This is a genomic window from Streptomyces sp. CLCI03 (assembly GCF_053615355.1).
In genome coordinates this window covers 4,838,378-4,856,069 of the sequence record NZ_CM132132.1, presented here as the reverse complement: position 1 = coordinate 4,856,069, position 17,692 = coordinate 4,838,378, and the positions used below count along the sequence as shown (strand labels likewise).

Here is a 17,692-nt window from a genome sequence, read left to right as displayed (position 1 = left end):
AAGTTCAAGTCGGATCTGACTTTTAATCAGTTTTCGCTCAAGTGTTTTGAGCCGCGAATCGAACGGGAAGAGTACGTAGCCCTCGCATGATCAACCCCCCGCGCCAGCGCAGGTCTTGAGGCGGAACAGCCAGTTCCAGATCAGGTAGACGCGTCAGCAAAGTCGCGAGCGCGGTCTGCCCTTCGAGCCGGGCGAGCGGAGCGCCGAGGCAGTAGTGGATGCCGTGACCGTACCCGAGGTGCTGGTTGTCGGTCCGGGAGAGGTCGAGCGTGTCCGGCTCCGCGAAGCGCTCCGGATCCCGATCGGCGGCCGCGAGGACCACCAGAACCGGATCACCCGCCTCGATCCGCATGCCGCCGAGGGTCAGCGCCTCGGTGGCGAACCGCCAGGTGGCGAGTTCCACCGGGCCGTCGTACCGCAGCAGTTCCTCGACCCCGGTGGCCAGTAGTTCGCTCTCCCCGGCGGCGAGGGAGAACTGGAGGCGCTCGCGCTGCTCGGGGTTCATGAAGAGGGAGTGGACCCCGTTGCCGATGAGGTTCACGGTGGTCTCGAAACCGGCGAAAAGCAGGATGAAGGCCATGGCGGTGGCCTCACCCTCCGTCAGATGGTCCCCGTGATCGCTCGCCCGGATCAGGTCGGAGATCAGATCGTCGCCCAGATCATCCCTTTTACGGTGAATGAGTTCACCGAGGTAGGTCCGCATCTGCTTGACCGACCGGGCCACTCCGCCGCGCGGACCACCACCGTGGCGGATCATCATGCCCGCCCAGTCGCGGAAGTCGTCCTGGTCCTCGCGCGGGACCCCGAGCATCTCGCAGATGGCGTAGATGGGGAGCGGGAAGGCGAACTCGTGAATGAGATCGGCCTCACCTTTCGCCGCGAAGGCGTCGATCAGGTGATCGGTGAGCGCCTGCACCCGGGGGGCGAACTCGGCGACCCTGCGGGGGGTGAACGCCTTCGACACCAGCCGCCGCAGCCGGGTGTGGTCCGGCGGGTCGATGTTGAGCAGGTGCGTCATCAGCTCGGCCTTGCGCTCCCCCGGGATCCCGGTCTTGCCCTTGGCGTGCGCCGGCTCCGCGTGGTGCGCCGGATTCTTGCTGAGCCGCTGGTCGGCGAGGGCCTGACGGGCATCGGCGTACCGGGTGACGAGCCAGGCCTCGACCCCGCTGGGCAGCTTGGTGCGGTGCACCGGGGAGTGCTCGCGCAACCAGGCGTAGGCCGGGTAGGGGTCGGTCGCGAACTCCCAGTCGAAGAGGGTGGGACCCTCGGCGGAAGGGGTGTCGGCGGGGGTCTCGGCGGGGGTTCCGGAGGTCTGCTCGTGCACCTGATGACCGTATCCCGGCACCGAACCCCCATCCGATATGGGTGGTTCGTCGCGGCTGTCCGTAGATCGTCCATCTCTTGACCTGAACTTCTCCGGCATTCCTACTTTCGGTTTTGTGGACGTCAGGATCTTGAAGAGCAGTTTCGCGGTGGTGGAGCGACGGGCCGAGCACGCCGTCAAGTTCTTCTACTCCCACCTCTTCTGGCACAACCCCTCGGTCCGCGCCCTCTTCCCGGACTCCCTCCACGACATGGAACGCCAGCGGGACCGGCTCTTCGCCGCGCTCACCCACGTGATCGCCCACCTCGACGACGAGACCCTCGGCCCCTACCTGCGCGACCTGGGACGCGACCACCGCAAGTTCCTGGTCCGCCCCGAGCACTACGCGGCCGTCGGCGCCAGCCTGCTCGCCGCGCTCGCGGAGACCTCCGGCTCGGCCTGGACCCCGTCCGTCGAGAAGGCCTGGGCCGAGGCCTACCAGGTGATGGCCGACGCGATGACGGCCGGCGCCGACTCCGGCGTGGACCCGCCGTGGTGGGACGCGGAGGTCGTACGCCACCTTCAGTACGGGACGGACATAGGCGTCCTGACGCTCCGGCCGCACGCCCCCTTCCCCTATCTCCCCGGCCAGTACACGAGCGTGAGCAGCCGGCGCCTCCCGACGACCTGGCGCACCTACTCCATCGGCAACGCCCCCCGCCCCGACGGCACCCTCGACCTGCACGTCAGCCGGGTCGACCAGGGCCGGCTGAGCACCACCCTGGTCCGCGAGACCCGGCCGGGCGACATGGTGCGGCTCGGCGCCGCCGGCGGGCAGCTGACCTTCCGCCGCGAGGACCGACCGGTCAGCCTGATCGCCGCCGGCACCGGCTGGGCGCCGATCCGGGCCCTGCTGGAGGACCTCGCGGAGCGCCCTCCCGATCAGGACGTACGGCTCTTCGTGGTCGCGCGGGACGGCGCGCACCTCTACGACCGCCCGCTCATCGACGCGTACGCCGCCCGCTGCGGCTGGCTCGCCGTCACCTACATCACGCCCGCCCCCGGGCAGCACCGCAACCAGGCCACCGACCGGCTCGCGACCGCGCTCGGCCACCGGGGCCTGTGGCCGGACCAGGACGTCTATCTGAGCGGTCCGCCGCAGTTCGTCGACGAGACCGCCCACCTGCTCCGCGAACTGGGCGCCCGCCCCGGCCGCCTCTTCCACGACGCGGTACCGGCCCACGGCCACGGCTACGGGGAGCGCCCCCTGGGCTTCGGCGAGTGGTTCCTGGACCGCCCGGCGCCCCACTGGCTCGACCCCTCGGCCCGCGCGCCGAGGGAGTACTAGGGCCTGTCTTTTGGATCAGGCCGGCCGCGGGCCCGGCATGATCCGAAAGACAGGCCCTGGCCCGAACGGAGGGGTCGCTCGCTACTCGCCCGGCTCCGTGAGGCCCTCGGCCGCCCGGATCGCGTCCCGGTAGGCGCGGGCCGCCGCGCGCAGCGCGGTCTCGGGGTCGATCCCCGCCGCCTCGGCGCGCGCCGCCAGCTCCAGCAGTTCGTACCCGATGCCCTCGCCGCGGGGCAGTTCCACGGCCACGCCGCCCGTACGGGCCCGGCCCGCGAGCTTGGCCGCGAGCGCCAGACCGGGCTGGCCCACCGGGATCCCGTCGGTGACCGACGCGCGCCGCTTCTCCACCGCCTTGGTGCGCTGCCAGTGCGCGCTGACGTCCTCCGGGGTCTCGGCCTTCGCGTCGCCGAAGACGTGCGGGTGCCGGTGGATCAGCTTCGTGACGAGCGCCCCGGCTACGTCGTCGATGGAGAAGGCCTCGTTCGCGCCCTCGTCGTCCTCGTCGTCCCCGCCGTCTCCGCCGGCCTCCTCGGCGATCCGGGCGTGGAAGACCACCTGGAGCAGTACGTCTCCGAGCTCCTCGCGCAGCTCTTCGCGGTCCCCGTCCTCGATGGCCTCGACCAGCTCGTACGCCTCCTCGATCGCGTACTTGGCCAGGCCCCGGTGGGTCTGCCGGGAGGTCCACGGGCACTCGCGCCGGACCCGGTCCATCACCTGGACCAGGTCGAGCAGGCGGGCGCCCGGCAGGTCGTACGAGCCCGGCAGGAGTTCCAGGTCGGGCATGGAGACCCGGCCCGAGCCGGCCAGCCGGGCCAGCCCGTCGGTGAGCCGCTGGTCGCCCTCGCCGCCCGGGAGCACGACGACGGTGCGGCCGCCCGCACAGGCCTCGACCAGCGCGTGCGCGTCCGGGCTCTCGAACGCGACCTCGATGCCGGCCTCCCGCAGGTACGGCAGCTGCGGGTGGCCGGGGTCGGCGCACAGCACCCGGTCCGCGGCGTGCAGGGTCTGCCACGCCGGCCAGGACAGCACCCCGGGGGCGACCCGGTGGCTGGTGGTCAGCAGGACGATGCGGCCCGTGGGCTCGTCGGCGTCGGGGGTGGCGGTGGGTTCGGAGTGGTCGGTCACCCTCCGAACCTACCTCCGCCGGGCCGGCCCCCGGGCCTGGGGGACCCCGGGGCGTCAGGCCCCGGCGGGAGCCGCCTCGGGGCGCGTCCGCTGGTTGATCCAGGGCGTCTGCCCGGTGCCGAGCTTGATCTCCTTGGCGTCCCAGACGCCGTAGCGCGGGTTCACCTCGATGTGGAGGGCCTCGACGGCGGCGCGGGCCGGCTCCTCCAGCTTCCCGGCTCCGTACTTGGCGGTGAGCGCGGTGAGGAGCACCCGGTCGCGGAGGAAGCGGTCGACCTGGCCGGGGGCCATGGCCCCCTTGTGCAGGAGCAGTGCCTCGAACTGCTCGTTGCCGCCGTTCTCCTCGACGTACGCCTTGCGTTCGTCCTCGATGTCCTTCTGGGTGGCGGTGAGCCCCGCGGTGTCGGCCATCTTGTCGATGATCCGGCTCTGGAGGAGGGCGTCGAGCTTCTGCCGTTCCAGGTGGGGGGTGCTCGCGATGAGTTCGGCGGCGGCCTGCCCGGAACGGTTCTGCGCCGCTCGGACGTCGTTCACCTGGGCCTGGAGCGCGGAGGTGGTGATCCGTTCGCCGCCCACGACGGCCGCGGTGCCGGGGCGCGGTTCGCCCGAGCAGGCGGACAGCAGGGGCGCCGCCACCAGCAGGGCGGCGGATACGGAGAGCGCTGTGCGACGGTGCAAAGGAGCCTCCAGGGCCGGGAGATTGTGCGTCGGTGCACAAAGGGCCGTGCGGTGATCGATGTTATGAGGTCACGGTGATCCGGACCACTGGTTCGACCAACGATTCGCGCGCGGACCGAACACGCACCGTTCATAGGCGAGTCGGCGGGCTTCCGGGGGTCCGGCGCGCCACCCGTCACCCGTCCGGGGGACCTCGCGGTCCGGGGACGGCCGGATCGGCCATCGGCAACCCTGAGGCCATCCTTCGGTCACCCGGCACTGCCAAGGTCGCCCCACCATGTCGACAACGCACCGCTCGCCGCGCCCCGTGCCGCGTACCCCGCCGCGTCCCGCACCCCGTCGCTCGCCGCGCCCGTCCCTGCGCCCCTCACCGCGCCGCCGGAGTCTGCTCGGCTCGGCGCTCGCCGCCCTGCTCACGACGGTGGCCGTGTGCGCCGGGGACGCCGCCGCCCGCGTGTTCCCCTACGGAGCGCGCCACCGCAGCGTCAACGACCTCGGCAACCAGTTCGTCCCCTTCCACGCGCAGCTGTGGGACCTGCTGCACGGCCGGGCCGAGGGCGGGCTGCTGTTCAACTGGCGCTCCGGATACGGCATGAGTTTCCTGCCGGACCTGGGCACCTATCTGACCAGCCCCTTCGCCGTCCTCGTCGGGCTCTTCCCGCGTGCGGACATCGACCTCGCCGTGTACGTCGTCACCGTGGTCAGGACGGCGGCCGCCGCGGCGGCGATGACCTGGCTGTTGCGCACGCAGCGCCGCGGGCCCTGGTGGGCGGCCGGGCTGCTCGGGGCCTCGTACGCGCTGTGCGGCTGGTCGGTGATCGAGGCCGCCTACAACCCGATGTGGCTGGACGGGCTGATCGCCTTCCCGCTGCTGTGCCTGACCGGTGAATGGGCCTTGCGCGGGCGCCGGATCCTGCTCGCGCCGCTGGTCGTCGCGGTCTGTTGGACGGCGAACTTCTACACGGCCTACATGGCGACGCTGGGCGCGGCCCTGGTGCTGCTGGTGCGGGTGGTGCTCACCCGGGAGGGCGTGCGCGTCCGGTTGTCGGTGATCGCGCGGGGCGCCGGCACGACCGTGCTCGGGATCGCGCTCGCGGCGCCCGTGCTCCTTCCCCTCTTCCTCAGTTCCGGGCAGGCGTACCCGGGGTGGGTCAAGGAGTTCCGGCCGGTCTCCGCGGCCGACCTGTTCGCGCGGCTGCTGCCGGGCACCTACTCCTTCTCCTCCCCCGCCGTGTTCGTGGGCACCGGAACGCTGCTGCTGGTGGCCGCCCTGCCCTTCCACCGGGTGGTCCCCGCCCGCACCCGGCTGGCTTGGGCGGGACTGACCGTGGCCGTGGGGCTCTCCCTCCAGTGGGCGCCCACCCACCTGGCCTGGCACCTGTTCGCCACCCCGAACGGAAGCCCGTACCGGCAGACCTTCGTACTGGCGGGGATCGCCGTGATCGCCGCCTGGACCGGACTGGCCGCCGGTCTGCCGCGGCCGCCGGCGCTGGTGGCGGGTGCGGGCGTCCTGGCGGGGGCCGCGCTGTGGGCGTACGACAGCCCGCTGGTGACGGCGGCGGGCTACGCGCTGTTCGGCGGCGGGCTGGCGCTCGCGGCCGCGGCCTGGTGGGCGCTGCGCCACCGCCGCCTCGCGTGGCCGGCTGCCGGGGTGCTCGCGCTGGTCCTGCTGACGCAGGCCGCCGCCACCATCGCCTACGGCCACCGGGGCAAGCTGGGCGGCCTGGACGACTACCCGTCCTGGGGGCCGGCGCACACCGCGCGCGCCGAGGCCCTGGCCGCCGCCGAGGGCTGGCCCGCTTACCGCACCGACCCGGGCCGGCCCGCTCTGACGGGCAACGATCCGCTGCTGCTCGGCGGGGAGGGCGGCTCGTACTACAGCAGCCACACTCCCGACGTGTTCACCCGCACGATGGTCGCGCTCGGGGCGGGCTGGACCTCGCGCGGACGCAACGTCCAGAGCATCGACAACCCGGTGACGGACGCCGTCTTCGCGGTCGGCGCCCGGCTGCGGCCCGACGGCACGGTGCGGCGCGCCGAGGTGCCCCCGCTGGTGACGACCCGTCCACCCGGCGCCGCCCTCTCCTACGCCGACGACTCCCCCTTCGCCAACCAGGAGCTGCTGCTGGGCGCCCGGGTGTACGAGGACCCGCTCGCGCCCGGCGTCTGCCGCGCGGGCACGGAGGCCTACCTGTGGGCCCCGGAGTACAACGCGACGGCCCGCCTCGCGGACGGCCCCGCCTTCCGCCTGAACGGCAACGCCCCGCGCAACCGGGCGGCGCTCCAGCCGCTGGGCCCCTCCCGCGGGGGCTCCTCGGCCCTGGTCTTCGACGCGGCCCCGCCGCCGCGGTGGACCCTCGCCTGCCTGGACCGGGCGCGGCTCGACCGCGCGGTGGCCGGCCTGCGGGCAACGTCCGCGACCTCGGTCCGGGTCGGTCCGTCCGAGGTCCACGCCACGCTCCCGCCGGGCGCGACCGGCACGGCGGTCCTGTCGGTCCCCGCGATCGCCGGCTGGACCTGCGACGGCCGCCCGGCCACCGACCACCTGGGTCTGGTGGCGATCCCTATCTCGCCCGGCACGACCACGGTGAGTTGCGTGTTCCGCCCGCCGGGCCTGGTCCCGGGGGTGGCGGTCGCGGCGGGCGCGCTGGGGATCGTGCTGATCACGGCTCTGCGGGTACGGGCCCGGCCGGTCAGCGCACCTGGCTGAGCCAGTGCAGGGTGCGGCGGATCTCGGCCGGGAAGGGGTGGGCCGGGCCGTGCAGCCGTTCGGCGTCGAACAGCAGCCGGGCCAGGGTGTCGTGGGCCGCCTGGCGGTCGCCGAGGGAGAGCAGCAGGTGGGCGATCCGCCGGCGGACCTCCAGCGGCAGGCCCGGATCCGGGTTGGCGTAGTGGTTCTCGAAGAACGGGAGCAGCGAGCGGTACTCCGCCAGGGCGGCGGCCGGCTCGCCGAGTTGCTCCAGGCACTGGGCCGAGTCGTAGCGGAAGCGCAGCGACTGGGGGTCCCCGGCCGGGAACTCGTCGGCGAGGCGGCGCAGTTCCGGCAGGGCGCGCCGGTACTGGCCGTCGTCCATGAGCGTGGCGGCGTACTGCTTGCGCAGGGAGCGGACCACCGGGGAGTGCTCCCCGTGCTCGGCGGCCGCCGCCGGGAGGATGCCGCCGAGGATGTCCACGGCCTGGGTGAGCCGGCCCTCGTCCAGCGCCTTGCGGGCCTCGTCCACGGCGCCGGGGACGTCGGCCTTGGGCGGCGCGGGCGGGGTGCTCGGCCGCGGGGGGACGACCGCGGCCCGGTCCGGCCAGGGGGCCTGCGGGCGCAGGAAGGGCCGGGTCGGGTCGAGCGGGCCGGACGGGGTGCGGCTGTCGCGGGCGGGCAGCAGCGGGGCCAGGGCCTCGTAGACCTCCTGGGCCGAGGAGGGCCGGTCCTGCGGGTCCTTGGCGAGGAGGTGGAGCAGGAGCTTCTCCAGATCCGGCGGGATCTCCGGGCGTATCTGGCGGACCGGGACCGGGGGCTCGTACAGGTGGCGGTGCAGGACTCCGAGAGCGGTGGACCCGGCGAAGGGGACGTTGCCGGTGAGGAGTTCGTAGAGCAGCACGCCGAGGGCGTACAGGTCGGTGTACGGGCCCACGGCGCCGCCCATGGCCTGCTCGGGGGCCATGTAGGCGGGGCTGCCGATGGGCGAGCCGGTGCTGGTGAGGCGGGTGGTGTCGGTGTCCATCACCGAGGCCACGCCGAGGTCCAGGACGAGCACGGTGCCGTCCGGGCGGACCATCACGTTGCGCGGCTTCAGGTCCCGGTGCACGATCGGCACCGCGTGCACGGCCGACAGGACCGAGCACAGCTGCGCGACGACGGCGACCGCCCACTGCCAGGGGTAGGGGTCGTGCTCGGCGAGGTGGTCGGCGAGGTCGGCGCCCTCCACGTAGCCCATGACGAGGAAGAGTTCGTCGCCGTCGCTGCCCGCGTCGTGCACGGTGACCAGGCCGGGGTGGTCGACCTGCGCGGTGACCCGGCACTCGCGGACGAAGCGGCGGCGCAGCTCCTCGGCGACCGTGCCGGGGCCGGCGACCTTGTCCGGGCGCAGCAGTTTGACGGCGACGCGGCGGTCGAGGCGCCGGTCGTAGGCGGTCCAGACCTGACCCATGCCGCCCTGGCCGAGGACGGTCGCGAGCTGGTAGCGGTCGCCGATGAGCCGGTCGGTCACTGGTGCGGGTCCTGGAACGGGGTCTGGTGGGGGTCGGTGCGGGGGCCGCCGGTCGGCGGGGTCTGCTTGCGCAGCAGCTCGCTGAGCTCGTCGAGTTCGGCGCGGACCTGCCCGATGCGCGGGGGCGGGGTCGGCTGCGGCGGCACCTGCGGGGGCGCGGGGACCGGCGTCGGGGTCGGGGTCGACGTCGGGGTGGAGGGCCGGGTGGTGGCGGTGGCGGGCGGGTATCCGTAGGCGGGCCCGGAGGACTGCGGGTGGGTGTACGGGGCGGACTGCGTCGGGTACCACTGCGCGGTCGGGGCGGTGCGCCGGGCCTCGTGGTGCTTGATGTCGGCGACGAGGAAGTACACGCAGATCGCGAGTCCGCTGAAGATCGAGCCGCCGGCGCCCAGGTTGCCCTGCCAGCCGTTGACGTCGGGGGTGGGGTCGATCTGGATGAGCGTCATCCACACGACGGCCAGCACGCCGCTGACCACCATCAGCGTCCAGTCACGGGATTTGCGGGTGACCAGGGCGAGCCGCAGCAGGGAACCCCAGGCGAGGAAGCCGCAGCTGAGGATGGGCAGCAGCACGAACACCACGCGCAATGCCATCACACCCCCGGAATCGGACTGGGGGCCGTGCTGCGGCGGAAGGCCGGGGCCGTGCATCGCTGCTCCTGACGGGCCGTGCGGAAGAGGTTTCGGGTCTGAGGGTATACAGCGTTCCCGGCCAGGGGTGAGGGGATGCGCGCAACCGTTGCACGCTCGCTGCACGGCTGTTCACTCCGGCGTGACCGTGCCGTCGGAGAGGCCGTCGTGGAAACCCTGGACGAGTTGTTCGCCGAGCCGCGCCGCGAGCCGTAGCGCGTCCTCGAACTCGGCGAGCGCCCGGAAGCGCAGCCCGTAGCCCTGTTGCTGCGCCAGGGGCAGCCGGGGCAGTCGGAGCCTGCGGACGTCGAGCCGGGTGGCGGTGGAGGCGTGGCTGCTGGCGCGGCGGGTGTTGGCGGTGCCGCGCAGGAATCCGGCCAGGAACCACGGGTCGAGGGCGGCCGGGTCCGGGCGCAGCAGGGCCAGGCCGCGGCCGGGTACCGCGCCGGCGGTGGCCTCGTCGACGACGCGGGCGATCGCGGCGCCGCCGACGAGGGGGACGAGGACGTCGCCGGGGGCGGTGAGCACGGGCTCGTCGGCGGTGGGCGCCAGGGTGCCGGTGGGGCCGGACCCGGTGAAGACGTCCTGTTCGGTGAGGACGGGAGCCGAGCCGGTGCCGCCGCCGGTGCCGGTGTGCAGTTCCAGGGCTCCGGCGCGGGCCAGTTCGCCGACGGTGGTCATGGGCGGCCGGACCGTACCGCCGGCGGGCGCCGCCGCGGCGGGCGGGGTGAGCCGGGCGGCCCGGCCGAGGGTCTCGCCGAGCCGCTCCCGTACGGCGGTCAGCTCGGCCGGGCCGCCCCCGGCGGTCGGCGGGGGCAGGTGGCGGGCGGGGGTGAGGTCCACGTCGTCGTCCAGCAGCTCGATGACGGGGACGACGCGGCTGACGCCCGGCGCCTGCGCCACCGAGCCGGTGCGGTCGTACGCGCTCCAGGCGTCCTGCACCGCTTCGTGCACGGCGGGCCAGGCGGAACGGGGCCGGTCGTCGGAGGCGAGGGCCGCGGTGTCGATGAGCAGCAGCCCGGCCGGGGGCGCCGCGTGCGGGGCGGGTCGGCGCAGCACCCACAGGTGCAGGGGGATCCCGTAGGGGGGCGCCGCGCCGGCCGGGAGCGCGACGACGGCGCGCAGCGCGCCGCGGCGCAGCAGGTCGGCGCGGATGCGGCGGCCGGAGCGGCGGGCGGCGACGGCGGGCGGCATCAGCAGGACGGCGGTGCCGCCCTCGCGCAGGTGGGCCAGGGCGTGCTGGACCCAGGCGAGTTCGGATTCGGTGCGGGCCGGGAAGCCGTACTCCCAGCGCGGGTCGTAGGCCAGTTCCTCGTGGCCCCAGGCGCGTTCGTTGAACGGCGGGTGGCAGAGCACGGCGTCGACGGTGTCCTGGGCGAAGGCGTCGGCCCGCAGGCTGTCGGCGGCGGCGGCGCGGACCTGGGGCGTTCCGTTCAGGGCGAGGCGCAGGGCGGCGAGGGCGGCGAGTTCGGGCGCGGAGTCCTGCGCGTACAGGGCGGTGGCGCCGCGGACGGCCCGCAGCAGGGTGCCGGTGCCGCAGGCGGGGTCGAGGACGGTGCGGACGGCAGGTCCGGCGAGGGCGGCCATCAGAGCGGCGAGGCCGTCCGGGGTGAGCGTGTACTGGCGGGGGTTGGCGTCGAGGTGGCGCCCGAGGAGGAACTCGAAGGCCTGGCGGGCCCCGAGTTCGGCGGCGAGTTCGGCGGTGGCCCGCAGCAGCGGCATGGCGGCCGGGCGCAGCGGGATCTCGGCGAGCGCGTGGCCCGGCCCGAGGCGGGCGTCGAGCGCCCGGTCGAGGACGGGCCGCAGCAGGGTGGCCATGCGGGCGTCGGAGACGGCGGTCAGCTCCAGCCAGTCGGTGGGCCGGTCCCGTACGACGAGGAGGGCGCCGCCCGCCTGGACGAGGGCGACGACGGCCCCGCCGGGGTGGGCGGCGATCTGCTGCCAGACGCGTTCGCGCAGCGGGACCTCGGCGAGCTTGCCCTGGGCGCGCAGCCAGTGCTCCACCTCGTCCAGGGAGAAGGAGGGGCTGGTCTCGGTGCCGCCGACGGGCTTGGGGAAGTCGGCGTGGCGGCGCCGCCAGTTGCTGACGGCCGCGCGGCCGACGCCGGCCAGGCGGGCGACCTCGGCGGCGGTGACCTCGGCCGCCGCGACCTCTGCGGCGGTGACCTCTGCGGCGGCGTTCTCCTCGGGCATGCCGGGGAGCTTACCCGCTCACACCGGAGAGACCGATTCACAGCGTGAACTCAAGAATCCCTGAGAAGCATGTTGACTCGGTTCACAAGAATCTGCTCTGATCGGCACGCCATCACCCGCCGGACTGCCGGGATCCACCGCAGACGGAATACAATCTTCCGCTTCTCCTTTAATCTTCCTTTACCCCCACCTTCCAGAAGCCCTAGAGAGTCCCCATGCGCACCGCTCACCGCTTCACCGTCACCGCCGCCCTCGCCTGCGCCGCCACCCTCGGCCTCACCGGATGCTTCGCGTCCGGCCCGTTCGCGGACCTGACCGGTTCCGAGGTGGCGGACAAGTCCGTGGACGCCCTGCGGGGCGCCGCCTCGCTCACCGTCAGCGGCAAGGTCTGGGACGACGGCAAGCCGCTGGAGCTGAACATGGCCGTCAGCAAGTCCGGCGACTGCCGGGGCACGATCGCCGGCCAGGACGGCTCCTTCGAGATGCTCCGCGCCTCCGAGTTCGTGTTCATCAAGGCGGACGAGCCCTTCTACCGCTCCCAGATGAAGGACCTGCCCAAGGCGGAGGCGGACGAGGCGATCAAGCAGCTGGCCGGCCACTGGCTGAAGTCGAAGGCCTCGGACGCCGACTCGAAGGACCTCGCCTCCCTCTGCGACCTGGACGAGCTCCTCAAGGAGTTCGACGACAGCAAGGGCGCCGAGAAGGGCAAGGTCACCTCGGTCGACGGCCAGAAGGCCCTCACCCTGACCACGAAGACCGACGAGGGCACCGAGACCCTGCAGGTGGCCACCGAGGGCAAGCCCTACCTGCTCAAGGCGAGCATCACCGGCAAGGAGCCGGCCGAGGTCTCCTTCAGCGGCTTCGACAAGCCGGTGAACACCGAGGCGCCGACCGGCAAGGACGTCATCGACGCCGACCAGCCGGGCTGAGCCGGGGACGCGGAACGGCCGTGGCCGGGGACCTGTGAGGTCCCCGGCCACGGCCGTTCCCGTCGTCACCCCCCGGGGCGCTCCGGCTCCTACGAGCCGAGGATGGTGGTGAGGAACTCCCCCGTCCAGGCCAGCAGTTCCCGCCCGACCACCGGCTTGCCGCCGATCTTGCCCGCCTTGGGGCGCGGGACCAGCACCTGCGAGGTGGCGGGCTTGAGCACCGTCCCCGGATAGAGCCGCTTGAGCCGCAGCTCCTGCGACTCGCGCAACTCCACCGGCCCGAACCGGACGTTGTTGCCCTGGAGGGTGATGTCCCCGACCCCGCAGGCCCGGGCCAGCATCCGCAGCCCGGCCACCAGCAGCAGATTCTCCACCGGCTCCGGCAGCTTGCCGTAGCGGTCGGTGAGCTCCTCCCGTACCGCCTTGATGTCGGCCTCGGAGGTGGCGGAGGCGATGGACCGGTACGCCTGCAGACGCAGCCGCTCGCCCGGCGCGTAGTCGTGCGGGACGTGCGCGTCGACCGGCAGCTCGATCTTGACCTCCAGCGGCGGCTCCTCCTCCACGCCGCCCTCGACCGCGGCCCGGTAGTCGGCCACGGCCTCGCCGACCATGCGGATGTAGAGGTCGAAGCCGACGCCCGCGATATGACCGGACTGCTCGCCGCCGAGCAGATTGCCCGCGCCGCGGATCTCCAGGTCCTTCATCGCCACGTACATGCCGGCGCCCATCTCGGTGTGCTGGGCGATCGTCGCGAGGCGCTCGTGCGCGGTCTCCGTCAGCGGCTTCTCCGGCGGGTACAGGAAGTACGCGTACCCGCGCTCGCGGCCACGCCCCACGCGGCCGCGCAGCTGGTGCAGCTGGCTCAGGCCGAAGTTGTCGCCGCGCTCCACGATCAGGGTGTTGGCGTTGGAGATGTCGATGCCCGACTCGACGATCGTGGTCGAGACGAGCACGTCGAACTTCTTCTCCCAGAAGTCGACGACGACCTGCTCCAGCGCCTGCTCCGACATCTGGCCGTGGGCCGTCGCGATCCGCGCCTCGGGCACGATCTCGCGCAGCTTGGCGGCCGCCCGGTCGATGGACTCCACCCGGTTGTGGATGTAGAAGCACTGGCCTTCGCGCAGCAGCTCACGGCGGATGGCCGCCCCGATCTGCTTCTCCTCGTACGGGCCGACGAAGGTGAGCACCGGGTGCCGCTCCTCCGGCGGGGTGGTGATCGTCGACATCTCGCGGATGCCGGTCACCGCCATCTCCAGGGTGCGCGGGATCGGGGTCGCGGACATCGTGAGCACGTCGACGTTGGCGCGGAGCTTCTTCAGCTGCTCCTTGTGCTCCACGCCGAACCGCTGCTCCTCGTCGACGATGACCAGGCCCAGGTCCTTGAACCGGGTCTCCTGCGAGAACAGCCGGTGGGTACCGATGACCACGTCCACCGAGCCTTCGCGCAGGCCCTCCAGGGTGGCCTTGGACTCGCTCTCGCTCTGGAACCGCGAGAGCGCCTTCACCTTGACGGGGAACTGGCTGTAGCGCTCGGAGAAGGTGCCGAAGTGCTGCTGCACGAGGAGGGTCGTCGGGACGAGGACGGCGACCTGCTTGCCGTCCTGGACCGCCTTGAATGCGGCTCTCACAGCGATCTCGGTCTTGCCGTAACCGACGTCGCCGCAGATCAGCCGGTCCATCGGGACGGACTTCTCCATGTCCTCCTTGACCTCGGCGATGGTGGTGAGCTGGTCGGGCGTCTCCGCGTACGGGAAGGCGTCCTCCAGCTCGCGCTGCCAGGGGGTGTCCGGGCCGAAGGTGTGGCCGGGGGCCGCCATACGCGCGCTGTAGAGCTTGATGAGGTCGGCGGCGATCTCCTTGACCGCCTTCTTCGCGCGCGCCTTGGTCTTGGTCCAGTCGGCGCCGCCGAGCCGGTGCAGGGTCGGGGCCTCGCCACCGACGTACTTGGTGACCTGCTCCAGCTGGTCGGTGGGGATGTAGAGCCGGTCGCCGGGCTGCCCGCGCTTGGCCGGCGCGTACTCGACGAGCAGGTACTCGCGGGTGGCGCCCTGGACCGTGCGCTGGACCATCTCGACGTAACGGCCCACGCCGTGCTGCTCGTGGACGATGTAGTCGCCGGCCTCCAGGGTCAGCGGGTCGATCGTCTTGCGGCGCCGGGTCGGCATCCGGCCGAGGTCCTTGGTGGCGGTGCGCTGGCCGGTCAGGTCGGTCTCGGTGAGGACGGCAAGGCGCAGCACCGGGTCGACGAATCCGTTGTCGATCGAACCGCAGGCGACGTGGACCAGGCTCGGCTCCAGGGCACGCAGTTCCGGCTCCAGCCGGGCCGCGATGCCCTCGCCGCCGAGCACCTCGACCGTACGGGCGGCCGGGCCGTGGCCCTCGGTGAGGTAGACGGTGTGCCAGCCGTCGGCGATCCAGCCCTTGGTGTCGGCCAGCGCCCGGGCGGTGTCGCCGCGGTAGGCCTCCGGGGCGTGCATGCCGAGCTTGAGGGTGTCGCCGCCGGCGCTCTCGTCGGCGGCGAAGGGGGACACCGACCACCACATCATGTCCAGCTCGCGGGCCCGGTCGCGGACGTCGGCGATCCCGCGCAGGGAGGCGGCACCGACGTCGATGGGGGCCTCGCCGCCGCCCGCGGTGGCCGCCCAGGAGGCCATCAGGAACTCCTGGCTGGTGGCCACGAGGTCGGCGGCCCGGGTGCGGACCCGCTCCGGGTCGCAGACCACGGCCATCGACCCGGCGGGCAGGACGTCGATCAGCAGTTCCATCTCGTCGACGAGGACCGGGGCGAGGGACTCCATGCCCTCCACGGCGATCCCCTCAGCGATCTTGTGGAGCAGCTCGCCGAGCTCGGGGTGGGCCTCGGCGAGGGCCGCGGCCCGCTCCCGTACCGCGTCGGTCAGCAGCAGCTCGCGGCAGGGCGGGGCCCACAGCCCGTGCTCGGCGATCTCCAGGGAACGCTGGTCGGCGACCTTGAAGTAGCGGATCTCCTCGACCTCGTCACCCCAGAACTCGATGCGCAGCGGGTGTTCCTCGGTGGGCGGGAACACGTCGAGGATGCCGCCGCGCACGGCGAACTCCCCGCGCTTCTCGACGAGCTCGACCCGCGCGTACGCGGCGGCCGCCAGCGCCTCGGTGATCTCCCCGAGGTCGGCGCCGCCGCCTTGGCGCAGGCTGACCGGGACCAGGTCCCCGAGCCCCTTGACCTGCGGCTGGAGCACGGAGCGGATGGGTGCGACGAGCACGCTCACGGGACCGGCGGCCGGGTCGTCCTCGCTCGGGTGCACGAGGCGGCGCAGGACGGCGAGCCGACGGCCCATGGTGTCGCTGCGCGGGCTGAGCCGCTCGTGCGGGAGCGTCTCCCAGGACGGGTAGTCCACGACCTCGTCGGGGGGCAGCAGCGAGCGCAGCGCCGCGGCCAGGTCCTCGGCCTCGCGCCCGGTGGCGGTGACCGCCAGGACGGTCCGCCCGGTCCGCCGGGCCAGCGCGGCGATCGCGAAGGGCCGCGCGGCGGCGGGGCCGACCAGGTCCACGTGCATGCGCTTGCCGTCCCCGGCCGCGGTGACCGCCTCGGCGAGGGCGGCATCACGGGTGACGGCGTCGAGCAGTCCGTGCAGGCTCATGAAAGAGGCTTTCCGTCCGGTGAAGTTCTGGGGCTGTGAAAGGTGCGGGGGTGCGGAGCGGGCAACGCGAAGGGCCCGACACGTCGCACGGGCCGGGGGTTCCCACCCTACGACGACGCCCCGCGCGCCGCTTTACGATGTTCGTGTTGTGACTGTCCGAGCTCGCCGCGTCGTCTTCCGCCGGGGAGACGACTTTCCCCGGAGGAGCACGAGTCCGTGACGAGCGATGCGATAGCCCGCCCGGCGCCGGTGGTACCGGCACCCGTCCGGCCGGGACGGTATGTGTGGGCTCCGCCCTGGCTGGTCGCGACCGGGCTGTTCCTCGTCTACCTCGTGCTGTCCGTCGGCCGGTTCCGGCGGATGGACTGGGCCTCCTGGGACCTCGGGATCTTCGAGCAGGCGATCCGCGCGTACGCGCACCTCCAGGAGCCCGTCGTCGACCTGAAGGGGCCGGGGGCCAACATCCTCGGGGACCACTTCAGCCCGATCATCGCGCTCGTCGCCCCCGTCTACCGGGTCTTCCCCGGTCCGCTCACCCTGCTGGTCGTGCAGTCCGCGCTGTTCGCGCTGTCGGCCGTGCCCGTCACCCGGGCCGCCGTACGCTTCCTCGGCCGGTCCCGCGGGATCGCCGTCGGCATCGCGTACGGGCTGTCCTGGGGGATCCAGCGGGCCGTCGAGTTCGACTTCCACGAGATCGCCTTCGCGGTGCCGCTGCTGGCCTTCGCGCTGGAGGCGGTCCTCGCCCGGCGCTGGCGGGCCGCCCTGCTGTGGGGGCTGCCGCTGGTCCTCGTCAAGGAGGACCTCGGCTTCACGCTCGCCGCGCTGGCCGTGGTGGTGGCCTGGCGGGCCCGCGACGGCAACCGCCGGATCTGCGTGGCCGCGCTCGGCGTCGCCGCCGCGGCCTGCGTCTTCGCCGTCCTGGTGTTCACCGTGTTCATACCGGCCTTCGCCACCGCGGGCTACGGCTACTGGGACAAGATCGACGGGGCGGGTCCGCTCGGCGGCATCGGCACCAAGCTCACCACCCTGGCGTGGGTGCTGATCCCCACCTCCGGGCTGCTCGCGCTGCGCTCGCCGCTGCTCCTGGTGGCCGCGCCCACCCTCGGCTGGCGGTTCCTGTCCGGGGACGACCACTACTGGTCCACCGACTGGCACTACAGCGCCGTCCTGATGCCCGTGGTGACGCTCGCCCTGGTCGACGCCATCGACACCGTGCGGCGCGGCGAGCGGCCCTGGCTGCGCTCGTACGCCCTGCAGCTGCCGGCCGCCGTCCTGGCCGCCGCCCTCGCCCTGAGCGCGACCGCCATGCCGACCGCCAAGCTCGCGGAGGCCCGTACGTACCAGAAGCCCGAGCGGGTCACGGCGATCGAGCGGCTCCTGGACCGGATCCCCGACGGGGCCACCGTGGAGGCCGACACCACCCCGCTGACCCGGCTGACCTCCCGCTGCCGCGTGCTGTGGATCGGCGGCAGCAAGGGCGTGGTCCCCGACTGGATCACCATCGACAACTCCTCCAAGTGGGCCGGCGAGGATCCGACCGACTACGCCCACCAGCTCCACCCGGGCGAGCGGTTCACCCTGGTGGGGGAGGCCGGCGGCATCGTCCTGATGCAGCGGCAGTGACCGGAGAGCCGTCCCCGGAAACGACGCCGGTCCGGAACCCGA

11 protein-coding genes are annotated in these 17,692 nt (G+C 73.2%); 4 read left to right on the top strand and 7 right to left on the bottom strand.

What is annotated here, in order from left to right; translation table 11 throughout:
- Positions 1 to 37: 37 nt before the first annotated feature.
- On the bottom strand, positions 38 to 1,324 hold the full coding sequence (locus ACWG52_RS22470) for a cytochrome P450 family protein (protein ID WP_389815597.1): 1,287 nt from the start codon (positions 1,322 to 1,324) through the stop codon (positions 38 to 40).
- A 115-nt stretch (positions 1,325 to 1,439) separates the two neighbouring features.
- Here ACWG52_RS22470 and ACWG52_RS22465 point away from each other — a divergent pair, with 115 nt between their 5' ends.
- On the top strand, positions 1,440 to 2,651 hold the full coding sequence (locus ACWG52_RS22465) for a globin domain-containing protein (RefSeq protein ID WP_390140724.1): 1,212 nt from the start codon (positions 1,440 to 1,442) through the stop codon (positions 2,649 to 2,651).
- 81 nt (positions 2,652 to 2,732) lie between these two features.
- On the opposite strand, the gene ACWG52_RS22460 is transcribed toward ACWG52_RS22465, so the two are convergent.
- Both ACWG52_RS22460 and ACWG52_RS22455 read right to left on the bottom strand, forming a co-directional pair.
- The gene (locus tag ACWG52_RS22460; protein WP_390169146.1) at positions 2,733 to 3,776 is read right to left on the bottom strand and encodes a nucleoside triphosphate pyrophosphohydrolase; all 1,044 of its coding nucleotides are present in this window, start codon (positions 3,774 to 3,776) and stop codon (positions 2,733 to 2,735) included.
- A 54-nt stretch (positions 3,777 to 3,830) separates the two neighbouring features.
- Positions 3,831 to 4,454 (bottom strand): SurA N-terminal domain-containing protein, encoded by a 624-nt coding sequence (locus ACWG52_RS22455; RefSeq protein WP_390169144.1) that lies wholly within the window; start codon positions 4,452 to 4,454, stop codon positions 3,831 to 3,833.
- Between the two features lie 277 nt (positions 4,455 to 4,731).
- Here ACWG52_RS22455 and ACWG52_RS22450 point away from each other — a divergent pair, with 277 nt between their 5' ends.
- The gene (locus ACWG52_RS22450; protein ID WP_453125732.1) at positions 4,732 to 7,164 is read left to right on the top strand and encodes a YfhO family protein; all 2,433 of its coding nucleotides are present in this window, start codon (positions 4,732 to 4,734) and stop codon (positions 7,162 to 7,164) included.
- On the opposite strand, the gene ACWG52_RS22445 is transcribed toward ACWG52_RS22450, so the two are convergent.
- From ACWG52_RS22445 to ACWG52_RS22435, 3 genes are all read right to left on the bottom strand, one after another.
- The gene (locus ACWG52_RS22445) at positions 7,148 to 8,656 is read right to left on the bottom strand and encodes a protein kinase domain-containing protein (RefSeq protein ID WP_389815608.1); all 1,509 of its coding nucleotides are present in this window, start codon (positions 8,654 to 8,656) and stop codon (positions 7,148 to 7,150) included. The genes ACWG52_RS22450 and ACWG52_RS22445 overlap by 17 nt on opposite strands.
- Positions 8,653 to 9,249 carry a hypothetical protein gene (locus tag ACWG52_RS22440; RefSeq protein WP_390169140.1) on the bottom strand — a complete coding sequence of 199 codons (597 nt, stop codon included), beginning with the start codon at positions 9,247 to 9,249 and terminating at the stop codon, positions 8,653 to 8,655. Before ACWG52_RS22440 ends, ACWG52_RS22445 begins: the two co-directional genes overlap by 4 nt.
- Before the next feature lie 168 nt (positions 9,250 to 9,417).
- Positions 9,418 to 11,478 (bottom strand): class I SAM-dependent DNA methyltransferase, encoded by a 2,061-nt coding sequence (locus ACWG52_RS22435; protein ID WP_389815612.1) that lies wholly within the window; start codon positions 11,476 to 11,478, stop codon positions 9,418 to 9,420.
- Between the two features lie 215 nt (positions 11,479 to 11,693).
- On the opposite strand from ACWG52_RS22435, the gene ACWG52_RS22430 reads away from it, so the two are divergent.
- Complete coding sequence (locus ACWG52_RS22430; RefSeq protein ID WP_389815614.1) at positions 11,694 to 12,407, top strand: hypothetical protein; 714 nt, start codon at positions 11,694 to 11,696, stop codon at positions 12,405 to 12,407.
- Positions 12,408 to 12,496: 89 nt separating this feature from the next.
- On the opposite strand, the gene mfd is transcribed toward ACWG52_RS22430, so the two are convergent.
- Positions 12,497 to 16,027 carry a transcription-repair coupling factor gene (gene mfd, locus ACWG52_RS22425; RefSeq protein ID WP_389815617.1) on the bottom strand — a complete coding sequence of 1,177 codons (3,531 nt, stop codon included), beginning with the start codon at positions 16,025 to 16,027 and terminating at the stop codon, positions 12,497 to 12,499.
- A gap of 216 nt (positions 16,028 to 16,243) precedes the next feature.
- On the opposite strand from mfd, the gene ACWG52_RS22420 reads away from it, so the two are divergent.
- A complete protein-coding gene (locus ACWG52_RS22420) occupies positions 16,244 to 17,650 on the top strand; it encodes a DUF2079 domain-containing protein (protein ID WP_389815620.1) in 1,407 nt (468 codons plus the stop codon).
- Positions 17,651 to 17,692: the final 42 nt, after the last annotated feature.